The sequence below is a fragment of the Atlanticothrix silvestris CENA357 genome (genome assembly GCF_016056295.1).
GTDB lineage: Bacteria > Cyanobacteriota > Cyanobacteriia > Cyanobacteriales > Nostocaceae > Atlanticothrix > Atlanticothrix silvestris.
Genome location: NZ_JAECZB010000020.1, coordinates 1 through 21,965 on the forward strand (window position 1 = coordinate 1; position 21,965 = coordinate 21,965).

The 21,965-nt window shown below is 36.3% G+C and carries 15 protein-coding genes and 2 pseudogenes; 15 read left to right on the top strand and 2 right to left on the bottom strand.

Annotation, left to right across the window (positions count from 1 at the left end; all coding sequences use genetic code 11):
* Together I8751_RS10575 and I8751_RS10580 are read right to left on the bottom strand one after the other, a co-directional pair.
* Window positions 1-188: pseudogene (locus I8751_RS10575) on the bottom strand (IS630 family transposase); the annotation flags it as partial.
* Between the two features lie 58 nt (window positions 189-246).
* A pseudogene (locus tag I8751_RS10580) lies at window positions 247-519 on the bottom strand (DNA-processing protein DprA); the annotation flags it as partial.
* Window positions 520-2,329: 1,810 nt separating this feature from the next.
* Between I8751_RS10580 and I8751_RS10585 the strand changes: the two are divergent.
* From I8751_RS10585 to I8751_RS10655, 15 genes are all read left to right on the top strand, one after another.
* Window positions 2,330-2,584 (top strand): hypothetical protein, encoded by a 255-nt coding sequence (locus I8751_RS10585; protein WP_214439123.1) that lies wholly within the window; start codon window positions 2,330-2,332, stop codon window positions 2,582-2,584.
* A 73-nt stretch (window positions 2,585-2,657) separates the two neighbouring features.
* On the top strand, window positions 2,658-4,088 hold the full coding sequence (locus I8751_RS10590; RefSeq protein ID WP_214439124.1) for a sugar transferase: 1,431 nt from the start codon (window positions 2,658-2,660) through the stop codon (window positions 4,086-4,088).
* An 863-nt stretch (window positions 4,089-4,951) separates the two neighbouring features.
* Window positions 4,952-5,401 carry a PssD/Cps14F family polysaccharide biosynthesis glycosyltransferase gene (pssD, locus tag I8751_RS10595; RefSeq protein ID WP_214439125.1) on the top strand — a complete coding sequence of 150 codons (450 nt, stop codon included), beginning with the start codon at window positions 4,952-4,954 and terminating at the stop codon, window positions 5,399-5,401.
* Window positions 5,398-5,895, top strand: coding sequence for a glycosyltransferase (locus I8751_RS10600; RefSeq protein WP_214439126.1), 498 nt, complete (start codon window positions 5,398-5,400; stop codon window positions 5,893-5,895). The genes pssD and I8751_RS10600 overlap by 4 nt, the downstream gene beginning before the upstream one ends.
* Before the next feature lie 47 nt (window positions 5,896-5,942).
* On the top strand, window positions 5,943-7,988 hold the full coding sequence (locus I8751_RS30245; RefSeq protein ID WP_214439127.1) for a GumC family protein: 2,046 nt from the start codon (window positions 5,943-5,945) through the stop codon (window positions 7,986-7,988).
* Entirely contained in the window at window positions 7,985-9,367 is a 1,383-nt protein-coding gene (locus tag I8751_RS10610) for an O-antigen ligase family protein (RefSeq protein WP_214439128.1), read from the top strand. The genes I8751_RS30245 and I8751_RS10610 overlap by 4 nt, the downstream gene beginning before the upstream one ends.
* 68 nt (window positions 9,368-9,435) lie before the next feature.
* Window positions 9,436-10,620: a glycosyltransferase family 4 protein gene (locus I8751_RS10615; protein ID WP_214439129.1), complete on the top strand. Its 1,185-nt coding sequence runs from the start codon at window positions 9,436-9,438 to the stop codon at window positions 10,618-10,620.
* A gap of 39 nt (window positions 10,621-10,659) precedes the next feature.
* Complete coding sequence (locus I8751_RS10620) at window positions 10,660-11,421, top strand: class I SAM-dependent methyltransferase (RefSeq protein ID WP_225894086.1); 762 nt, start codon at window positions 10,660-10,662, stop codon at window positions 11,419-11,421.
* Between the two features lie 199 nt (window positions 11,422-11,620).
* Window positions 11,621-12,802 carry a glycosyltransferase family 4 protein gene (locus I8751_RS10625; protein ID WP_225894087.1) on the top strand — a complete coding sequence of 394 codons (1,182 nt, stop codon included), beginning with the start codon at window positions 11,621-11,623 and terminating at the stop codon, window positions 12,800-12,802.
* A gap of 91 nt (window positions 12,803-12,893) precedes the next feature.
* Complete coding sequence (locus I8751_RS10630) at window positions 12,894-13,868, top strand: glycosyltransferase family protein (RefSeq protein ID WP_214439131.1); 975 nt, start codon at window positions 12,894-12,896, stop codon at window positions 13,866-13,868.
* A gap of 502 nt (window positions 13,869-14,370) precedes the next feature.
* A complete protein-coding gene (locus tag I8751_RS10635; RefSeq protein WP_214439132.1) occupies window positions 14,371-15,825 on the top strand; it encodes an oligosaccharide flippase family protein in 1,455 nt (484 codons plus the stop codon).
* Window positions 15,826-15,958: 133 nt separating this feature from the next.
* Window positions 15,959-17,068: an acyltransferase family protein gene (locus I8751_RS10640; protein WP_214439133.1), complete on the top strand. Its 1,110-nt coding sequence runs from the start codon at window positions 15,959-15,961 to the stop codon at window positions 17,066-17,068.
* Window positions 17,069-17,298: 230 nt separating this feature from the next.
* Window positions 17,299-17,991: a LamG domain-containing protein gene (locus I8751_RS10645; protein WP_214439134.1), complete on the top strand. Its 693-nt coding sequence runs from the start codon at window positions 17,299-17,301 to the stop codon at window positions 17,989-17,991.
* Between the two features lie 27 nt (window positions 17,992-18,018).
* Window positions 18,019-18,900 carry a phytanoyl-CoA dioxygenase family protein gene (locus tag I8751_RS10650; RefSeq protein WP_214439135.1) on the top strand — a complete coding sequence of 294 codons (882 nt, stop codon included), beginning with the start codon at window positions 18,019-18,021 and terminating at the stop codon, window positions 18,898-18,900.
* A 279-nt stretch (window positions 18,901-19,179) separates the two neighbouring features.
* Window positions 19,180-21,891, top strand: a complete 2,712-nt coding sequence (locus I8751_RS10655) for a non-ribosomal peptide synthetase (protein WP_225894089.1) — start codon at window positions 19,180-19,182, stop codon at window positions 21,889-21,891.
* The last annotated feature ends 74 nt before the right edge of the window (window positions 21,892-21,965 follow it).

The window sequence follows — 21,965 nt, forward strand, 5'->3', positions numbered from 1 at the left end:
CACCTTTGTACTGTGGCACTTCCTCTTCCCAACACTACCGCTAAATCTTGTATTGTCCTTACCTGACCTATCTTTAGTAAATACAATGCTTGAATACGTTCTTTTCCTAATGCTGTTTTCTGTTTTTTCAGCAGTTCACGTAATTCCTCTGCCGATTCTTCTATTTTTACTTTGGTGACTCCAGCCATGAACTTCTGCTCATATTTCTGACTTAACTATTTCTATCATTTTTTTAGTGAATTGGTATAAGCGGGGATAATCTGCATCTGCTGGTGTCCAAAAATAAGGATTTTCTTGCTGGTGCTGGGTGAATAGTTGCTCTGGATTTAGACGCGATCGCTGTTGTATTACTTTTTCTAATGTTTGAAACCCAAAACCTTCGACTTCTCCTAACTGAGCCTTGTTAGCCTTCCAAGCTATTGATAATGTGCCAAAGTGCTGTTGCAATCGTCGTAGTAATACTGGGCCAATCCCAGAAATTTGTGACCAAGCTAGCCAATACGCACGTTCTTCTATCAATTGTCCATCCTCACACCCATTGGTTTGAGTATTCCCAAACAAGGATGATTTAATAAGAGACTTTCAAATAAAAAAATAATTGATCACTGACAGGATTGACGCAAGCAAAATTTGTCATTGCGACCAGATTGCAGCGCTTCGCTTGCAACAGGCTCCGTGTAGGGAAGCAATCCCAAAGTTTTAGGCGGTTACGTCGCTATCGTACCCTCCAAGAAGGCTAACGCTAACGTAATAACGTAATAACGTAACCACGTGAATTTTGCGTAAGTCCTAGCTGAGTAAGCATGGTAAAAGGATAATAGTTACTAAAAATTACCAGAGTCAGGAAATAGCTGAGAAATATGCAAGCATCTGCTAATGTAGCCTTAACAAACTAGTTTCACATAAGAGCTTTTTTCTCATCTCACGGGTATTTAAACGTAGCCTTATAAAGTCACAGCTTATAGATTCTGAATCATAAATGTTTTTTATTATACGGTTGTATTTTTGAGTATTATTTCGTAGTTATTTTCAGAAATTAACTCTGAATTTTTATATAATTGATTTTACCATAAATTGCTACACACCTTACATTGCAAGCTTTTTGGTTTTATTATTAATTTGTTAAGTAAATTCTTATACTAATAGTTCTATTTTATAAAATTATTTACTTCTTTGGGTATACGTACAATTCATTAGGTATAGTGGTACTTTTCTAAAGAGAACTCAAAATAATCCTTAGCAATAGCACTAGAACCTTTACGTTCTAAATTTTCCTAGGGAAAGATTTGAATTTTTCAACAGTTTTAATTTAAGAGACGAGTTAAAAAAGTAAATTTTAGCTCTTCTATTAGCTGAAAGTGCAAATGAACTGAAATACTGATAGTGGATGCAATACGGTTTAGATAATCTCTTGAAGCATAGAGAAAAGGAAATTATTGTCTAGTATTCTTCTTTCCCTGTTTCTCTTTCCCTAAAGAACTTCATTTTTATCTTTGCTGTATTTACTAATGAGTGAGGTTTATGCAGAATCAGTGTACCAAAATCGGAAATGTTCAAAACAAAGGCCTATTTACTACCTAGTTTATGGATATTACCTGCGTAGTGGACTGACACAGCTAAAATAGTGCGTTAGGTGTAGGTTGGGTTTTGCTTTGCTCAACCCAACACTAGTCAGGATATTAGGTTTCATTCATCGACCCAACCTACACATTTTTTTGCATCAATTTATCCTTCCCACGCCAATAGTGTCAGTCAAAATTATATGCAAATAAGACTGCTTCAAGAAAAGAGGATAGGAAAGCCTCATTATTCTTATGTTATTAGGGATTGATACACACTGTGATATTTTATAGTGATCTCTGCTACTAGCTATACCTACGCACAAACTCATGCTTTTGTTATGTAACGCCCTAAAAATTCCCTAATTCAGGTTGATGTTTTTAAACTTGAAGGTATAAGTTGGATTGCCATTCAATTTCATACAATTCATGCAACAAATGTGGTACTTGGTACGCTTGGTATTTAATTTAAAACGATTATAGGTACTACTGGCGAATCATTCAACTAGTTATGCAACAGGTTGCATGAGGCATTTATTAGGTCTCAGTATAACAGGCATTAAAGATAGTTTTTTTGAGCTATTTAGCGGCTCCTATTTTGGTGAAGTACATTTTTAAAGCTAGAAAATATTTATGTGTACCTCAGTTGATTATGAAACGCTTTAAACTGATTTCACATACTTGAATTGATGTAATAACAAAGACATTTACCATTGATTAAGTTGAGAACAGCTCAACTGTCGTAGGTATGTTTATGCAGAATCATGAAAATGAAGAATAAAATACACGACTACAGCCAATTAGTTTGGGGAAGAGATTACGTATTTGAACTGCTAAATGAAGGAACAGGAGGGTATATGACTGGAATAGGAAAATCGATTGAATTAGGTGACTATATTATTTTGCGGCACAGTTGCCAAGTTTATCAATATCAAGTTGAGGAAATAAACTACTATCGCCATCCACCTGATATATATATAGCTTTACTGAATAATCCTAGATACCACCCACCAAATGCACATTAGCTTCGTTTTGTACTGACTTGTGGCTGAATTATCATCTAGTTAATTAAACGTACATAAACAAAGGAGGATAGAAATGATAACAACTAGCTCCATACCATTAGGAAATTTGAAGTCCGATTTAAGATCTGCTAAAGGTGCAATCAAAAAAAGAGGACTAGCTATCAAAATACTCCAGTTAATAGCACTTATCTTGCTAGATGCAACATCTCTAATTTTGGCATGGAAACTAGCAGCATTTTACGAAACTTCGTTAGAGTCACATTTGAAAGCACAAGCATCTTTTGAACTGATAATTTTAATAGTTCAATTAGGGATAATTGCATCCAAAGGATTATATGATGTACGCGTTCCTAGTTGTAATTATGCTCGCTTGATTACAGCAATTTCCCTGTCAAACTTTTTCCTCTTATTGATTGCGTTTTTTTATGAACCTAATTTTTATGTGTCACGCTCGACTTTTATAATGTTCTGGCTGCTGTCTGTCGTTTTTATCTGTACTACTCGCTTCATATTTTATGTTGCTACTAGAAATCTTTATAAACTAGGAGTAATTCGTTATCCAGTTTTTTTGATCACAGATGTAGAAGAACAAGATAATAACGTTAAGCTAATCGAAAAAGAAAATTGTTACAAACTGATTGGTGTAGCTGAAGCTAGTTCTCTAGATAGACATAACCGAGAAGTAATACTAGAATTCCTTTATAACCAAGATGTCCTTGAGGTTTTTGTTTCTTGGAATGCAATAAAGAAACGTTTGTATCTTTATTGGTATTTTTTGAGTGCTGGTATTACTCTACAGATTTTACCAATAGAGAGGGAAATTTTGCCATCTAAGTCTAAATTGTCAATGATTGGTGACGTACCCTGTCTGACAATTCCAGCGCCACTTATTGCAGGTGGCGATTTTTGGGTAAAGCGGTGCTTTGATATTGTCTGTACGATTATTTTGCTATTACTTCTATCACCTGTATGTCTGATAATTGCTCTGCTAATTAAGCTAGATTCTCCTGGCCCAGTTTTTTTCAAGCAGAACCGAATTGGTCTACATTGTAAGCAGTTCAAAATATGGAAATTTCGGACAATGAATATAAATGCAGAGAAATTGCTAGAAACTCTAGAAGCAAAAAATGAGATCAAGGATGGTATTCTGTTTAAATTGAAAGATGACCCTCGTATCACACGAATTGGCAAATTATTGCGTCTTTACAGTTTGGATGAATTACCACAACTATTTAATGTTTTATTAGGAGAAATGAGTTTAGTTGGCCCTCGTCCTCACACTATTAGAGATGTAGAGAGGTTTCAAGCAAACCATTTTATTCGCCAAGAAGTTCTTCCCGGTATTACTGGATTGTGGCAGGTTTCTGGCCGATCTAATATTGATAATTTTGAAGATGGTGTGAAATTAGATATCATCTACATTGAAAATTGGTCTCTCTGGCTAGATCTGAAAATTTTGTTAAAAACAGTCAAGGTTGTTTTGCAGAAAACAGGTGCATATTAAAGTCGATATTACAGTAGCCACACTAATTAATAATGATTATAAAGGGAGAAGTTAAAGGCAACCGACGGTTGCCTGTCAAAGAACATGCTATTCTCACCTAAAGTGAAATAGCATTAATTCAAGCCCCCGGATTTATCTAGCTTGAAAATAGGGAACAGAGAATAGGGAAAGAAAAATTTTCATATCCTGGTTGTGAGATTTTCCCGTGATTGACCGTCTCGAAAAGTTGAGCCACTTCTCTCCGCAAGAAGTGGCTCAGGAGGGTTTCCCTCCCGCAGAACTTTTCGCTCTTATTAGAAAATTAACCAAACCAATTATTGCATCTATTGCCCGAAGGCAATATATTTTGGTGGCTTTATCTGTAGCTGGCTTTTAGAGAATTGGTATAAGGTACGTTTCCCGTTTCCCCTGGTACTAAAAAAGTGTTGCATTATCAATCAAGTAGCTGTATACTAAAAGTAGGTTTTCTAAAAAGCGTTCATACAAAGATAATTCCAGCGCATTTCAAAAATTTGAAGATATCAATTGAACACAATTAATAGAAAACTCAAGTATGTGTTCTGTTGTGTGTGATTAATATCCATGATGAGTTATGGTCTATAAACCATTTACTCTACTGATATTTAATTCAAAGATTGGATATTTTCATCATCGTGATCCCTATTTCTTGTTGAGCGATAAACAACATTCCAAAAAACAACAAATTCAGCCAATAAATCATGATGGTTGATTTGTAACTGATAATTACTATCTAATTAATGATGGCACGTTTTTAAGTTTTGCAAGAGTAAGTTAGCCATATCTGCAAATCGGAAATTTTTGCTTTTATCCAAATATTCTTTTGAATAAATCAGGTAAGCAAGATGAAATTGATGTTAGTATGTACATCGGGTGGTCACTTTGCAACCATGACAAGCTTAAAGTCTTTTTGGTCACTGCATGAAAGAGTATGGATCAGTGACCGTAAAAGAGATACAGAAATACTTGAAAAGGCTGAAAGAGTTCATTGGATGCCTTATCAAGCGCCAAGAGATCTATTAGCTATGATAGCTAACATTCCCAAAACTCTCCAAGTTATTCGTTTAGAAAAACCCGATGCAATTATCTCAACGGGAGCTAGTATAGCTATCAATTTCGCATTCATAGCTAAACTTCTTGGAATCCGATTCATTTACATTGAAAGTATTTCTCGCGCTCAAGAATTAAGTGTTTCCGGAAACTTAGTTTACTTAGTATGCGATGAGTTTTATGTTCAATGGCCAGAGTTATGCCAAAAATACCCTAGAGCGATTTTTAAAGGATATGCATCATGATTTTAATGACATTAGGGACTGTTTCATTTCCATTTGACCGTGCTGTATTGTGGTTAAAAATCTTGATAGAACGCGGTGTGATTTCTGAGTCTGTGTTTTTGCAATATGGTTACAGCGATGTTTCTGTATTAAAAGGATATTCTCAAGTCACTTTAGAGCCAACAGTTACTTTAGATGAGCTAGTCAAGTTAGTAAATGCCTCTCGCTTGGTTATTTCTCATGCTGGCCAAGGATCTACAAGAATGCTTGCAGCACAAGGGTCAAATTTTATTCTTTTACCAAGACTCAAACGCTATGGTGAGCATGTTGATGACCATCAATTATTATTTGCTAAAGCTGTTGGTAAGTTGGGTATCAAAAGTTTTCTATCTCTAGATGAATTTGCTCAAGGCGTGTTAGAGCCACCACCTTATTTTCAGCAAAAGATATTTAATACTCCCCGACTGACCGATTATCTCTTGGTGCAATATCCTCCAGAAAAGATAGCTGTTTAGTGGAGTAATTAAATTTTTTTAATTTTTAGTTATTGAGGTTGAAAGTTGTGAAGATATCTGCAATCTTACAAAGGTATTGGCTTCCTCTAGTTGTTTTACACACTATTACCCTTGGTGGTGCATTTAGTATAGCTATGTTATCACCACGTACTTGGACAGCTAACACTCAGCTAATTTTGCCAGATACCACAAATAGCTTGGATGCAAGTTTAGGTATCTTGGGACAAATTAAAGACCAAGGAGTTGCTTTTACTAATGAACTCAATCCATTACAAGTACAGACTTCTATTATCACCAGCGATGATGTTATTCGTCCTGTTTGGTTAACTGACCCTGAAAGAGATAAATTTCGCAGTCTGGGAATTTACAAAAAATTGTTTAAGGTTAAACCTGTAGATCAATCCACAACTATTAGTTTGGAAGTTACAGGTTCCCTGCCGGAACTGACAATAAAAAGATCAGAAAGGCTACTTTTAAGTTATCAGCGTCGTTTAAATGAACTTCGTCAAGGAACTTCTGATACTCGACAGCAGTTCAGTCAAATGCAACTTCAAAAAGCGGAACATGATTTGCGGCTAGCCAAGGAGAAATTAGGACAATTCAAAACATCTACAGGGTTGATTAACGATGAGCAACAGACTAGAAATTTAATTGAAGCAATTAAAGGTTTGAGAACTATAGAAACCGATGTAGGCTCTCAAGCAAAAGCTGCCAGAACTCGCTCGCAAATTTTGAGTCAAAGATTGGAGATGACTCCACAACAGGCGATTAATTCTCTACGTTTAAGTCAAAATAAAGAGTATCAAGCACTACGACAAAAATTGTCGGAAGTTGACACAGAACTCGCATTTCAAAAAGGTGATCTGACTGAACAACACCCCCGTGTCCAGTCGTTGCAAGAAAAGCAATATTCATTAAATGCTGCACTCAACCAACAGTTAAATTCACTCCTTCCTAATACTGAAGGAATTGATACTAGTTTTGGTGGTAATAACTTCCAAGAAGCGACAATGAATTTGATTGTAGATTTGATTCAAGCTGATAGTGATAGTCAAGCTCTAGAACAGCAAGCTAAACAGATTCAAAGTCAAGTGCAGAGTTTAAATGCCGAATTGAGTTCTATTTCTACTAAACAAGGAGAATTTTTAGATTTGCAACGCCAATATGAAATAGCTGAAGGCATTTACAAAGGTATTGTGGCTCAGTTAGAGCAAGCGAAAATCAGTGCTTTTAGTTCTTATCCTAACGTGCAAATTCTCGATTCACCAACTGTTGATCCCAAACCAACAAGCCCCAAACTCTCTTTGGTTGCTCTTGGTGCGATTTTGTCATCAATTCTTGGTAGCTTTGCAACTGTGACATATTTAGAATCTCGTAACTCACTGCTGAAAGTTAAAGACTTACAAGAAATTGAGTTACCAATTTTAGCAAGAATTCCTACTCTCGAAGCTTCGACTATGGGGTTAAAATTGGAATCTGTATCGGAAATTGGATTTCAACGCTTGGCTTCAACCCTCAGCTTGATGTCTTTAGAAAACCGCCGTTTAATGGTTAGTAGTTCTATATCTGGTGAAGGTAAAACCACAGTAACGATTGGACTTGCGACAGCATTATCAGTGTTGGGTTTCCGAGTATTGGTGGTAGATGGCGATTTCCATAAAACAAAACTGAGCAAGTATTTTGGGTATACTCTACCACGAGAGACAAATACTTTACCTTCGCCAATACCTGTAAGTTCAAAATTAGATTTTTTACCAGCACCTTCGATACCAACAGGTAAGGTGATGGAATTTGTGGCGCGAGGAAAATTTGAAGAGTACATGAATAGATCTCAAAAGTTGGGCAACTATGATTATGTAATTGTTGATACTGCTGCTGTGAACTCAACAGGCGAAACACCTTTGATGGCCAAAACATTGGCTAATGTGTTGTTAGTTGTGAAGTTGGGAGTGAGCGATCGCCATATGCTGCAAGAAAGTTTAGAACAACTTGTACGTCATAATGCCCAAATCATTGGTTTTGCGTTGAATGGAGTCGAGCAAGGGGGAGAAAAGTACGTTTACAAACAGGATGTTCAGCAGGTTAGAGCATGAACCAGAACGTATTTATTAACACTTTGCGATCGAGGAAAAATACTTCTGATCAAAAATTATTCAGCGGTATTTTGATTCGATGGCAATTGTTAAGCCACGCAGAAAAAGTTGTCTGTCTGGGAATTATTTTGATTCCCCTATGGTGGTTCATCAGTTGGGGAATGATGCTTCTTTTTTGGGTAATTGGAATAGGGATATGCGAATTATGGAATCACAAAACTATACGTCTATCAAAACCAAGTTTAGAAGTAATTGCAATTTTATTGTTTGCAACTTACACAGTAATTTCCAGAGGCACAAATTCTACAGAGGTTACTCTTCGCCTATTATTAGATCCATTGTTTGATTTTGGCAGCGCTGGCCTATTACTTTGGTACATCCAAAGTCATAAAATTCGCGTACGTTTACAAGTTGCTGCTTGGGCTTTTTTCATTGTGATCTGTTTAATGGTGGTTTGGTGGGCATTTTTTCATTTTGTCTTATTCGAGCCATACTACACTCCACCCAGAACACTTTATGCACTATTTACAGATAAAGGAGCATATAATCCTAATCAACTTGGTAGTGTTGGCAGTTTTTTAGTTCCTTATTATCCCAATGATAAAAGTTTCGCTGGACTAGCCCGCCATACATTTTTCTTTCCTCATCCTACAGTTTCATCATTTGCAATTGGTTTTGCTGGACTAATTTTTTTAGATCTTAAAAATCGCTATGTTTCCTCAGGTTTAGCATTGATTTGTGTATTTCTGATTCTAATTGCTCAAACTCGGAATGCATGGGTAGCCTTATCAATTGTACTTGTTGTACGTTGGTTAGTTGTAAGTGGTAGGGAACGAGGAATAACATTTCTTTTAATGTTATTCGCAATCACTATTTTTGTTACATTTTCAATACCTCAAGTAACTGATTATGTTACTGAAACGTACACCAATTCGGTAGAAGCCACTAGTAATCTTCGTAAAGAATCAACTGAAGGTCGTCAATTAATATATGAGCGAACTTGGCAACGATTTATTGCAGAACCACTTTTGGGGCATGGAGTTAATGGGCCATCAGTTACGCCAGGATATGAATTTGCCAGAATTGGCACTGAAAGCTTTATCTTAGGAACTTTGCTTTATAAATCTGGATTACTCGGAACTGGAGTTTTTCTGACATTTTATATCTCGTTTTTGGGGCAATTATATCAAACAAGGCATGATAGACCAATTTGTGTTTTCATGATGCTACTTTACTTAAGTTTAGCTGCCACAGTAACAGAGTTTATGGGGCCAGAATTATTTATTCCTTTGTTGTGTACAACACTGCAAGTTCCGAACACAAATCAGTTAAAAACACACGTCAAAAGAAAGAGTATAAATATGACAGATATAATTTAAGTATTTACTCTTTCTAATTTGTGCAACTTTAGTTTTTATGAATTTTCAAACATGAGCTTTAATTTTTTATGCGTAAACTTTTGATTTTACCTGGGGATTGTGATGTATTGGGAGGAACAGTAGTCACCCTTGCGTTATTAATTAAAGGATTTGAGCAATTTAATGCGGCAGAATCATTATGTGTTTTAGTGCGAACTGATTCATTGATAGAAAAGTATTTACATCAAGCCGGACACAAGACTTGCGTAAAATCAATACCAGCCAAACACCAAGTTGAATTTTGTACAAAAGCGCTGCAATGGGTAAACCAACAACCTTTAGACTACCCATTGTTGTTAGACAACTGTAATCACCGTCTTTTGCAATTAGTTCTTCTACGGGCTAGCCTACATCTTCGTTTAAACAATCGCCCAGTTTTTTACTTTTTTCATGATTTAACACTTTCATACAATTATGCAGGCTATTTGCTGCGAAAACTTACCTTTGCTTGTCTCGCGCCACTTAGTATTTGCAACTCTCACTTCACAGCCAAACATGTTCGGCGCTTTCAGTCTGATATTCGGGGCATTATGTATCAACCCGTCGATCTGACACGTTTCCAGCGCCAAGTAGGATCTAATCCGCCACCAGAGTTACAACCTATTCTCGAATCTGGGGCAAAAATTATTTTGAATCCATCACGACTCAATCAGCCAGGGGGGATGAATGACAAAAATCTGCGATCGCTGATTCCGGTATTATCGCAATTACGTGCAAGTGGTCATTACTTCCACTGTGTGATTATTGGGCAAGATGTATCTCCTACCCAAATTTACACTCAAGAGCTGCTCCAAAGTGCTAAAAAGGCAGGCGTTGTCGATTACTTCACAATATTGCCTCCAAAGTTTGCAATAGAAGATTACTACAATTTTGCAGACATCGTTGTTACCCTTGCTCCCAGAGAACCTTTTGGACGCATTGTGGTAGAGGCAATTGCCTGTGGTGTTCCCGTAGTAGGTAGCTGTACTGGTGGTATTGGTGAAATTCTCAGTCACTTTGCTCCTGAATGGATGGTTGATCCAAATGATGCATTAGCTGCTGCCCAGACAATTATTCACGTTACCAATAATGCTAATACGCCAGAAGTATTAGCTAAAGCAAAAAGTTGGGTAGAAGAAAATTGCACTATAGATAAATACACCCAAAAAATGATGGAAATTACTGGCTTAATTCCTCTAACAAGCAAACAAAAAGAACTTAGTAGAGTGTATTAGCTTAGTTCTTTATTTACATTTAGACAATAGGTGAATATTATGTCGTATATCAGAGATTTAGCTAAACAAATCCTCCCAAAACAGACTCTGCCTACTGTTATGCAATTCACTGGAGAACTACAGTCAATTTGGTACGCAGGTGAGCAATATACTTGCCCCTGTTGTGGAGGAACATTTCGTAAATTGATGACTGGTGGTGTTAATAATAGACAAAATGCAGCATGTCCTAAATGTAATTCATTTGAACGACATCGTTTACTATGGTTATATTTGCAGAATAAAACTAATTTTTTCTTGAAAGAGTTGAAAGTTCTTCATGTTTGTCCAGAATTTTTCTTCTGGAAGACATTTAAATCTCTACCGTTAATCGAATATATTGGTGCAGGCTTAAATGCTCCATTTGCAACACTTGAAATGGACATTACAAACATTTATCAGCCAGATAATTCATATGACGTTATTTTGTGTAACCACGTTTTAGAACATGTCCCTGAAGATCATAAAGCAATGTCTGAGCTGTTTAGAGTTCTCAAGCCTGGTGGTTGGGCAATCTTACAAGTACCGCTTGATTATGAACGAGAAACAACATTTGAGGATTTCAGTATTACATCTCCTACAGACAGAGAAAACTTTTTTGGAAAGGATGACCATGTAAGAGTTTATGGACTCGATTATAAAGATAGATTGGAAAAAGCTGGTTTTACCGTTCAAGTTGTAGACTATGTAAAAGAATTGGGAGAAAAACTGGTTATAAAACACTGTTTGCCACATAGAGAAGATATTTATTACTGTATGAAATGAATATCTTAACCAATATTTTTGTTAAAAAAATGTTTTTGAATAACTGAGAGTTACCCTAATTTTAGGAAGGTGATGTTATTAGAAATTTTAGATCAAGAGCAATACTATTTGCGCCTTAACATTAACAAGATTGTAGAGGCGATCGCTTGCAATTTTACTAGCAATGCAATGTAGAGTTTTCTCAAAGTCTAAAAGTGACATGAATGAACAATTTCATAAGCCAAATATACTCATTATTTCCCGTGTATTTTTGCCTGATATAGGTGGTATTCAAGAATATGCCTACAATCGTTGTTTGCAAGATCCAGAAAGTGTAATTATTCTTTCTTCTCAGTGTAAAAATGATAGAGAATTTGACCGGATGCAAGAGTTTCCCATCTACCGATGGTCAATGCCAGTGCTTGAAAGTTTTGGTATGTTTGGAACTATTTTCAAACAAATTCTGAATATGTTTTGGTCAGTGTTACTAGCCGTCCGACTGCATCAACGCTATCAATATCGTTATATTGAGTGGTGTCACGGCTACGACTTCCCCGCATTGCTACTGCTAAGTTATTTGTTACCTGTAGAGTGTTTTATTTACCTCCACGGTGATGATGTACTTTGTCCACAAAAAAATCCTATTTTGCGATGGTTATTTGAGTGGACACTCCAGCGCACTAAAATAATTGTATGCAACAGCAACTTCACTCAAAATTATCTGAAAGAGCATTTCCAAGTTAAGCGCCCTATACAGATTATTCACCCAACTTTTAGACTAGAAAAATTTGGGCAACTAAATCTCAATCAACAAAATCTTCTACGTTCACAAATTCGTCAAAAACATCAAATTCCTCAAGAGGCAATTGTGATATTGTCTGTAGGACGATTAGTAAAACGCAAGGGTTTTGATCGTGTCATTCAAAACTTACCCGCCTTATTAGCTGAAGGAATTGATGTCTACTACCTAATCTGCGGTCAGGGTCATATGGAGTCTGAACTTAGGCAATTAGCCGAAAAGTTAGGTGTTACCTCACGGGTTATTTTTGCTGGATTTGTAATTGATGAAGAATTAGCAGGTTATTATGCAGCGTGTGATTTATTCTCAATGCTCACTTTTCTGGATACCAAAAGCAAAAGTATTGAAGGTTTTGGAATTGTTTATCTGGAAGCAGGTTACTTTGGTAAACCTGTTATCGCTTCACGCATAGGAGGTGTAGTAGACGCAGTTTTTCACGGAGAAAACGGTTTATTAGCAGACCCAAACTATCCAGAGGAAATTTTGCTAAATATGCACCATTTATGTACGGATGAGACACTGCGTCAACGACTTGGTAAAAAAGGTCAAGAGCTAGCGACCCGTAACAATTTACATCGGAGGCTTTACCAAATTAATGCATGAAGTTATTCAATATTAACTGTATAAACTGCCAAAGCGGAATTTTTTCATGTAAGTAAAAAACAAAAATTCGGATATTAATAAGGAGAAAACAATGGCTATTACAGAATCTGGTGTTATTACCTATGCTTACGGAGCATCTTACTATATTGAAATGGCAAAGTCTCTAGCACGTTCTCTACGTCTTCATTCACCAAAAATTCCGCGTGCTATTGTTACCGACAATCAACATGATAGAGAGTTATTTGAGCTTTTCGATTATGTGATCAGTTGCAAAAAAGAATACGGGTCAAATGTGGTTCAAAAGCTTCATCTCTATGATTATTCTCCATTCAAACGTACACTTTACATTGATAGTGATTGCATAGCAGTTAGAGACATCAACTTTATTTTTGATGCTTTTAAAGGGAGAAGTTTTGGTGTTACAGGTGATGTATATCTTCAAGCAGGTGATAAAGATACGTTTATCAATGTAGATGACATACTCAATCGATTTGCTTTGACAAAATTACCTAAATTTAATGGAGGTCTTTATTACTTTGAACAAAGTAGTACTGCTAAGGCAGTTTTTGAAACAGCACTAGAAGTTTTGCGTGATTGGAAAAAGCTAGGTATATCTGCATTTCGTGGCGATGGCCCTAATGATGAACGCATTATTGCTATAGCTATGATGTTACACAATCAAACTTTATTTCAAGATCAAGGCCAAATGATGCGAACTCCTATCGGTCTTCGTGGTTCTCTGGATGTAGATGTTATTACAGGTAAATCTACTTTTCAAAAAGACAGCAAGGTAGTGTCTCCTGCTCTTGTACACTTTGCCTGTGTTTGGGCGGAGCATCCCGTCTATTATCGTGAAGTATCCAAGCTAAAAGACCAAAAAAAAATTACAGCTTATCGGGTAAATCCTGATGTTTTTTCTGCAATTCAGTATAAGTTTGGCTACCAAATTGCCTTAGCAAGATATATAGCTAAACGTGTACCTAAAAATTATAAATATGTTCAAGCTAGAGCCACAAAATTTTTGAGACAATTACCTGAGCAGATACAAACTAAGTACAGCTTTTAATGCAGTTTATGAAAAAGGGTAAGGGGCAGGGCTGATTCATTCGATCTCTTAGAGATTTTGTCAAGAGTATGAATCAGAAATTTGCTTGAGTGGGAAAAAGAAAAACTACCACCTCAACCAGCAAATTTAAGTGCGTTCACCATTTTCTTGCCCAATCAGATTTTTTAGTCACCTGTTTTTTTTGCTTGAAACGCTTGTAAATCAGCGCCTTTTAGGGAATGAAACAGCCCTGGGGTAAGGGGGGAGGTAAAAAGCTAATGAAATGGTGCAGCCAGTGCGCCCTAGCGGTTCTCCGACTTGTAGTAAGTGGCGTGGCGACCTAATTCATCCCTTTACTCTTCTTGTTTATGTTCGGAACAAAGATATATAACAATCCTAAATCATTTGTAAGAAAACAAATGCCTAAAAAACTTATGAGTAGGAGCGTTTAATCACTGTATCTTTCCACGACTTACTTTGGATTGCTATATTTTACAATCTAATCATTTTCAATAAAGTTTTTATGACTGCAACTAACTCGAAAAGAATACTTAAATCTAGTGTATGGATGAGCATGAGTATTGTAGTTGGGAAAGTAGCTCAATTACTTTCTCAAATTATTTTAGCTCGCTTGTTATCACCTGATGATTTTGGTATTTGGGCAATGGTATTAATCTTGAGTAATTTTTCTATACTCTTTCGGGATACTGCAATTGCTCAAGTTCTCGTACAACGAGGCTTAGAGGATAAACAAATTGTTAATACTGTTTATAGCTTGGGTATCAACATATCCATTGGTTTATTTATAGTTCAGTCTCTTGCAGGCTTTCCACTTTCGATATTTTTTGGTATACCAATACTTTTCCCACTTACAGCTTTTGCTGCATTAGTTTTTCTGATTGGTGCAGGTGCTGGTTCTCATACCTCTGTCATGCAACGCCAAATGAAGTTTAGAGAACTAGCTATTTGTGATGGACTAGCAAGTTTTACAAGAGTAGGATCTGCAATTATTTGTGCTTTTAGTGGTCTGGGGGTATGGTCTTTTGTAGTGGGAGAAGTCGCTATGGTAATGGTTGATAGTTTACTTAAGAAGTATCTAAGTAGATATCATTTTACCTACAGTTATAAGCTTGATAAAACTGCCGTTAATGATGTTAAGAAATTCATTATTGGTATAGTTAGCACCAGCTTTGCAGTTCAAATGAATACGATGAGTGATAATGTAATTATCGGTAAGCTGCTAGGAAAACAAGCACTCGGTTACTATAACTTAGCTTACCAACTAGCGATGACACCTGTTTATGTTTTATCTCAAGTTAACCGCGTAGTTCTTTCTGTGATGTCCCAGAGAGATAACGTAGGTCAAAAACTATTTATTTCGCAGGTTTTAGAACTGTATGCTATTATTTTTGCTCCTGTTTATGGCATAGCTTTTGTCATTGCACCCTGGTTTATTCCACTAATGTACGGTCAAGATTGGATAGAGAGTGTTAGCTTATTTCAGATTCTTTTAACCTTTGCTTACACCAGAGGAATTATGGCTATTTTAGGTAATACATTAGTGGCTTTAGATAAACCCATGACCAATGCCTTCATCAATTGGATGTTAGTTCCAATCACAGTTTTATCTTATTTTATTGGGGTGAACTTAGGAGGTGCAAAAGGAGTTGCGATCGCTGTTGCTTTAGTACTCGGTATTGGTGCAACTATTTGGTTTTGGTTGGCGATTCATCATGTTACTAGATGGGATATTAAATTTTTGATAAAACCTACTTTTTTGCCAACTTTGGCTATTAGTATCTCGCTAATACTAGCTTTATTCTTGCCTTTGCCTGATCAATATATAACTATATCTACACAACCCATTATTCTAATTTTTTCTTATGCTATTTTACTAGCAGTATTTTCATCAGGTCGGATTCCGAATATCTTATTTAACACAATTAAACTCCTGTGGAAAAATGAAAAAATACTATAATTAGTATCAATAATTATTGATCAATAGCTTTTTATTTTAAACTAGCAGTTATGATTGGCTGTTAAATTCATCCAATAATTGAGATTTATGATTTTAATTACTTATTATTAAAAGAATTTGGAAGTATTAAATAATGCAAGAAAAACTATTCCATCAAATATTATCATCAGAAAGACCAACTCATCAAAAAATAGATAGACTTTTCTCTCTTGATCTACTCAAAGCGATTAGTATTGTTGCAGTAGTTTCTTTTCATTCAACTTTTGTACCAAAAACAACTTATATAGATAGTCAATTATATATGGAGATTTTATTTTCTCCTTTAAGATTCTGTGTTCCAGTTTTTTTAGTAATTTATTTTTTTTTGTTTGAGAAAGCATTAGCAAAACACAATAGTTCTACATTATCAGTAGTTCAAAAGCGTTTAGTACGTATTCTAATACCGACAACATTTTGGTTTATCATTACAGCATTACTAAAATTAATTAATAAATCTTCCTGGATTGAAGTATTTGAAGGTATTTTAAATGGAGAAATATTTACTGGTGGTTATTATTTATTAATTCTATTACAGTTTATACCAATTTTTGTTATCTTTAGACTTTGTTTCTATAAAAATATCAATTTTGTTATAACAATAATAATTCAATCTAGTGTTTATATATGGATATATACTATTCATTGGAGTTCAGAATATAGCCAAATAATTTCTATCCTTAAATCTATACATAGGCCTTTATTCATTTACTGGTTTGTCTATGTAGCTTTGGGCATATACTGCTGTAAAAAATGGTCATCAATTGTCAAATTATCATCTCAATTACACATTTATACAAAAGTAATAATTTTGGGAATTTATGCTGTTTTACAAGGGCTTGAAGCTTACTATGCTTTTGTAGTCTTACAAGGAGATATACCACCATTTGATTATGCTATGTTTTCTTGTATGTTAAGTGTATTAGTTATGTTTATATGTTTTGCATCTATTAAAGAGAATCAAATAAATCCATTGTTGAGAAACGTAATATCAGTTTTGTCAACATATAGTTTAGGCATTTTTTGTATTAATGGCATTCTCTATCAAATATTTGCTTCATTAAGTGAACAGCTATTTTTGGAAGTAAATTTTAATCTTTATGAGATTTTTATAGTAAAAATATTATGTTTATGCTTACTATTAAGTATCTCTCTCATTTTATCAATACTGTTAGATCGTATTGGATTAAAAGTAGTGGTTCGCTGATCAAGATAAGCGGTTTCACATTAGTCGAAAATTATAACCCAGGATTTGAACACATACGCTTAAGGAAGAAAATGGACGTTTTGAGACATTACATTATAAATAGATGGTTTATTTAGAAGTTATTGCAGAGGCTTAAAAAAGCTAAAGCTCTGTTTTCATAAGGACAAGTTAAAGTAGCGATGCCTACGGCGGTAAACTACGCATTGTTTGTCAATTTTAGGAGTATGCAAGTGCAAAACCTTTATATTTATCAGCAGTTAGAGCAATCTTATGAGTTTAAAACAACTAATATTAAAGATTATGCATCAAGAGCATTTGAGTTTGATGGAGTAGATGACTATGTATATGTCGAAAACTTTGAATGGAACAGTGGTGGGCCTGTCACTGTTGAACTTTGGGTGAAGGTCAACACCACAGATATTCAAGAAAATGTTACTTTTTGCGTTGGCTTTCAAGAAAATCCCAATCGTTTTCAAGTCCATTTACCCTGGTCTGACCGAATGCTTTATTGGGATTATGGCAACTGTTCTCGTACAGGAGGTGTCGAGATAGACTACACTTCGTACCTAGATAAATGGACTCACATCGCTCTAGTTTCTCAAGGCAAAGGAGGTAGATTCAAGGGGATTTATTTAAACGGTACTCTTGTGGCTAGCGACAATATCTCCGATGGGCCTAAAATTCCTCTAAAAAAACTCATCATTGGCAAGTGGGGTGATTTGTATTTCAAAGGCAAGATAGATAATTTCCGCATCTGGAATATTGTTCGCAGCCAAGAGCAAATTTGTGCCTACATGAATAACCGCCTTCAGGGTAATGAACCAGGATTGGTTGGCTACTGGCACTTAGACAACAGACTCGCCAAAGACTACTCTCACAACCGAAATCACGGCACATGGAATGGCAAATATTGCATCGTCTAAGAGAAAGTTCAATAAAGCTTCAAAAAGATGAATATTTTGGTAAAAAAATTTAGCAATCGGATTGTAGAAAGTTTTTATCAAATTCCTTTTTTGAGAAATAAAATTGAAACTGATTATCAAGCGTCAGTAGAAAAACATATTAATAATTTACCTTTACTCTCAACTGCTGACCAGAATTTAGTTGAAACTCTTAGAAATGAAGGAATTATTATAACTTCATTGGCAGCACTCTCCATTCCTTCTACTCCCAGAATGTTACAGGTGACGAAAAAATTGATGCTAAAAATGCCCCACAGCATTCCGGGAAATGAACATAAATTTGTAACTCACGCTACAAATGAACAAATAATGGAGTATCCAGAAATTTTTTACTGGGGATTACAACAACGTTTACTTGATATTATTGAAAATTACTTAGGTCTGCCAGTTGCTTATCATCATCCGTCTTTTCGTAGAGATCTTGCTAATCAAGTCCAGCGAAAAACGAGGTTGTGGCATTTAGACAAGGAAGACCGAAAAATGATCAAAGTTATTGTTTATTTACATGATATAGATGATGATGGTGGGCCCTTTCAATATATTCCCCTATCTTTTAGCTCAACAATAACTCGCTCTCTAAGATATAACTATGGTTATGTTCAAGCCAAAACCATGCAACAGGTTATCTCACCATTAAATTGGAAATCTTGTACAGGCTCTTCTGGCACAGTAATTATTGCTGACACTGCAAAAATTTTTCATAGAGGAAAAATACCTACCAGTTCAGATAGATTCGCAATATTTTTTGATTACACTTCTCAGTCTCCAAAACACCCATTTTATTGCCAACGTCCCTTAACTAACGAGAATTTATTAATACTTGCTGAAAAGCTTTCTGAAAAGCAAAAGCAGTGTGTTTTCTGGCGATGATTGCAATTGCGTTAACCTGAACTTCTAAAAAACTAGGATTCGTTATGCCTTAAGAAAAATGATCTAGTTTTTTAGGAGTTAAACAAACTAAAAAAATGACAAGAGATAGCGCAGATAAGTAGAGTATCTTAGTTTGACAAATTTGCCCACAGACTAAAAGTCTGGAGCGTAGCGTCCCGCAAGGAAGCCTGTCTTTACAGGCTTTGTTTGCCGTATAGCTACACCCTTTAGGATGTTGGTGTAAAAGTGAGATGCACTCGCAGATAAAAAATAAATATTATGAATAATAATTCCGAATTTCAACAAAATATTTCTCTAGATAACTTAACTTCCATCATAGGTATTCCAACTGCACAGGAATGGAATGACACACAGCTAGTTGAAGCTAAGTATATGTGCGTTCATCAAATGTTTGAGATGCAGGTAGAGCGATCGCCCCAAGCAATTGCTGTAATATTTGAAAACACACAACTTACCTATGAGCAGTTAAACCAACATGCTAATCAGTTAGCACACATGCTACGTGCTTTAGGGGTTGGGCCTAATATACTTGTGGGAATTTGTCTGGAGCGCTCGTTGGAGATGATTGTAGGACTCCTAGGGATTCTCAAGGCTGGAGGCGCTTATGTACCTTTAGATCCGGCATATCCTTTAGAGCGTTTAGCCTTCATTTTCTCAGACACCCAGACACCAGTCTTATTAACCCAAGAAAATTTGATTAACAAGCTACCACCGCATGAAGCACAAGTCGTTTGTCTAGACTCAAACTGGCAAAACAACACTCATAACAATAAACAAAACCCTATAAATCAGACAACGGCTGATGACCTCATTTATGTAATATACACATCTGGTTCTACAGGCCACCCTAAAGGTGTAATGATTCCTCATGCGGGTATCTGTAATCAACTCTACTGGAAGCAAGAAACCTTTGGATTAACTCAAGCAGACAAAGTTTTACTGAATATTTCTTTTAGCTTCGACCCCTCAGTATGGCAGATATTCTGGCCATTGTGCTTCGGAGGGCAATTGATTATAGCTCGCCCTGGTGGATATCAAGACACCGCCTATCTTGTAAAGGTAATTACCGAACACCAAATTACCATTTTTGCCTTAGTACCTTCCATGCTTCGTGTTTTACTGCAACAGAAGGGTATTGAGAATTGCCAATCTCTTAGGCACATTATCTGTGGTGGTGAAGCTTTACCTGTTGAACTTATAGAGCGTTTCTTTGCCAAACTGAATTTAGACAATGTTTTACATAATTGTTATGGACCAACAGAAGCTTCCATTGATACCACATTCTGGACTTGCCAGCGCGGCACTAATTACGCCTTTGCTCCCATTGGTCGCCCTATTACCAATGTACAGATTTACATACTCAATGAAAATTTGCAATCTGTGCCGGTTGGTGAATCAGGTGAATTATATATTGGCGGTATTGGTCTAGCGCGAGGTTATATGAACCGTCCAGAACTGACTACAGAAAAGTTCATTTTCGACCCTTTTAGCTCTGAAGTTAAAGCACGTCTTTACAAAACTGGAGACTTGGTACGTTACTTAAATGACGGTAATATCCAGTTCCTTGGCCGTATTGACCACCAAGTGAAAGTACGAGGCTTTCGGATTGAACTAGAAGAAATTGAAACTATATTAAATCAACATCCAGCCATACACCAGACGGTAGTTATTGCCCGTGAAAATTTTCCTGGCGACCAACGATTAGTTGCCTATCTTGTTCCTCATCAACAGATCCCTACAAACGATGAACTGCGTCGTTTTCTTAAGCAGAAGCTACCCGACTACATGATACCTTCTTCTTTTGTGATCCTAGAGTTTTTACCTCTGACCCCCAACGGCAAAATAGACCGAGACAGTTTACCCGCACCGAACCAAATTAGACAAGCAATTCCAGCCACCAAAGTAGCTGCTCAGGATGATTTAGAACTGCGACTGACAGAAATTTGGGAAAAAGTTTTGGGTATCCAACCCATCGGTATGAATGATAACTACTTTGACCTGGGAGGGTATTCTTTGCTGGCGGTACACTTGTTCACAGAAATCGAGAAGACTTTGGGTCAAAATTTGCCCTTATCTATCTTGTACCAAGCACCAACAATTAAGCAACTTGCTGACATAATTCGTCAGTCAACAATATTAGCATCTTGGTCTTCCCTTGTGGCGATTCAGCCTAGTGGCACTAAGCCACCATTATTTTTGATCCATGCCGTTTTTGGAGATGTTCTCTCCTATAAGGATTTAGCACGTCATCTCGGTTTTGAGCAACCCGTTTATGGTCTACAAGCTCAAGGCTTGGATGGAAAACAGGCTCCCTACACTCGAATTGAAGACATGGCATCTCACTATCTTAAAGAGGTACAAACTCTTCAGCCCAATGGCCCTTATTTGCTAGGAGGACACTCTTTTGGCGGTGTAGTAGCCTTTGAGATGGCACAGCAACTGCACAAACAAGGTCAAAAAGTAGGTCTACTGACTTTATTTCATAGCTCTGCTCCGGCTCATATCAAACAATTGTCATTCTCAAAGGAAATACTGACTCATTTGCAGACCTTTTTCCAAACAGGACTTGCTTATCTTCATGACAAAAATTTGGACAAGTGGCTGCTAAATAAGTTCATAGGTATTAGCTACAAATTTCACCTATTTTTTGGGCTGCCATTTCCTCGCATTTACCGTAACCGATATATTAGAGAAGTTAATATACAGGCTTTAAAAAAATATGTTCCGTCGATTTATCCAGGACAAATGACCTTTATGCAGATTGAGGAACAGGTGGAAAAAATGGAAACTCCAAGCTCTAAACATATTACCCAATTAGGCTGGGCTAATTTGGTGGCTGGAGAGTTGGATGTTCATTATATCCCTGGTACTCACGACTCCATACTCAAAGAGCCAAACGTGCAAATTCTGTCTGCAAAATTGAAGACTTGTTTAGAAAAGTCTCTGACGAAATACGATGAAATGGGCTGAAAGACCTATCAGGTGGATAAATACAGCGCAGTGGATATGAACTTTATTCGTTCTGTAATTCATTCAAGATACTC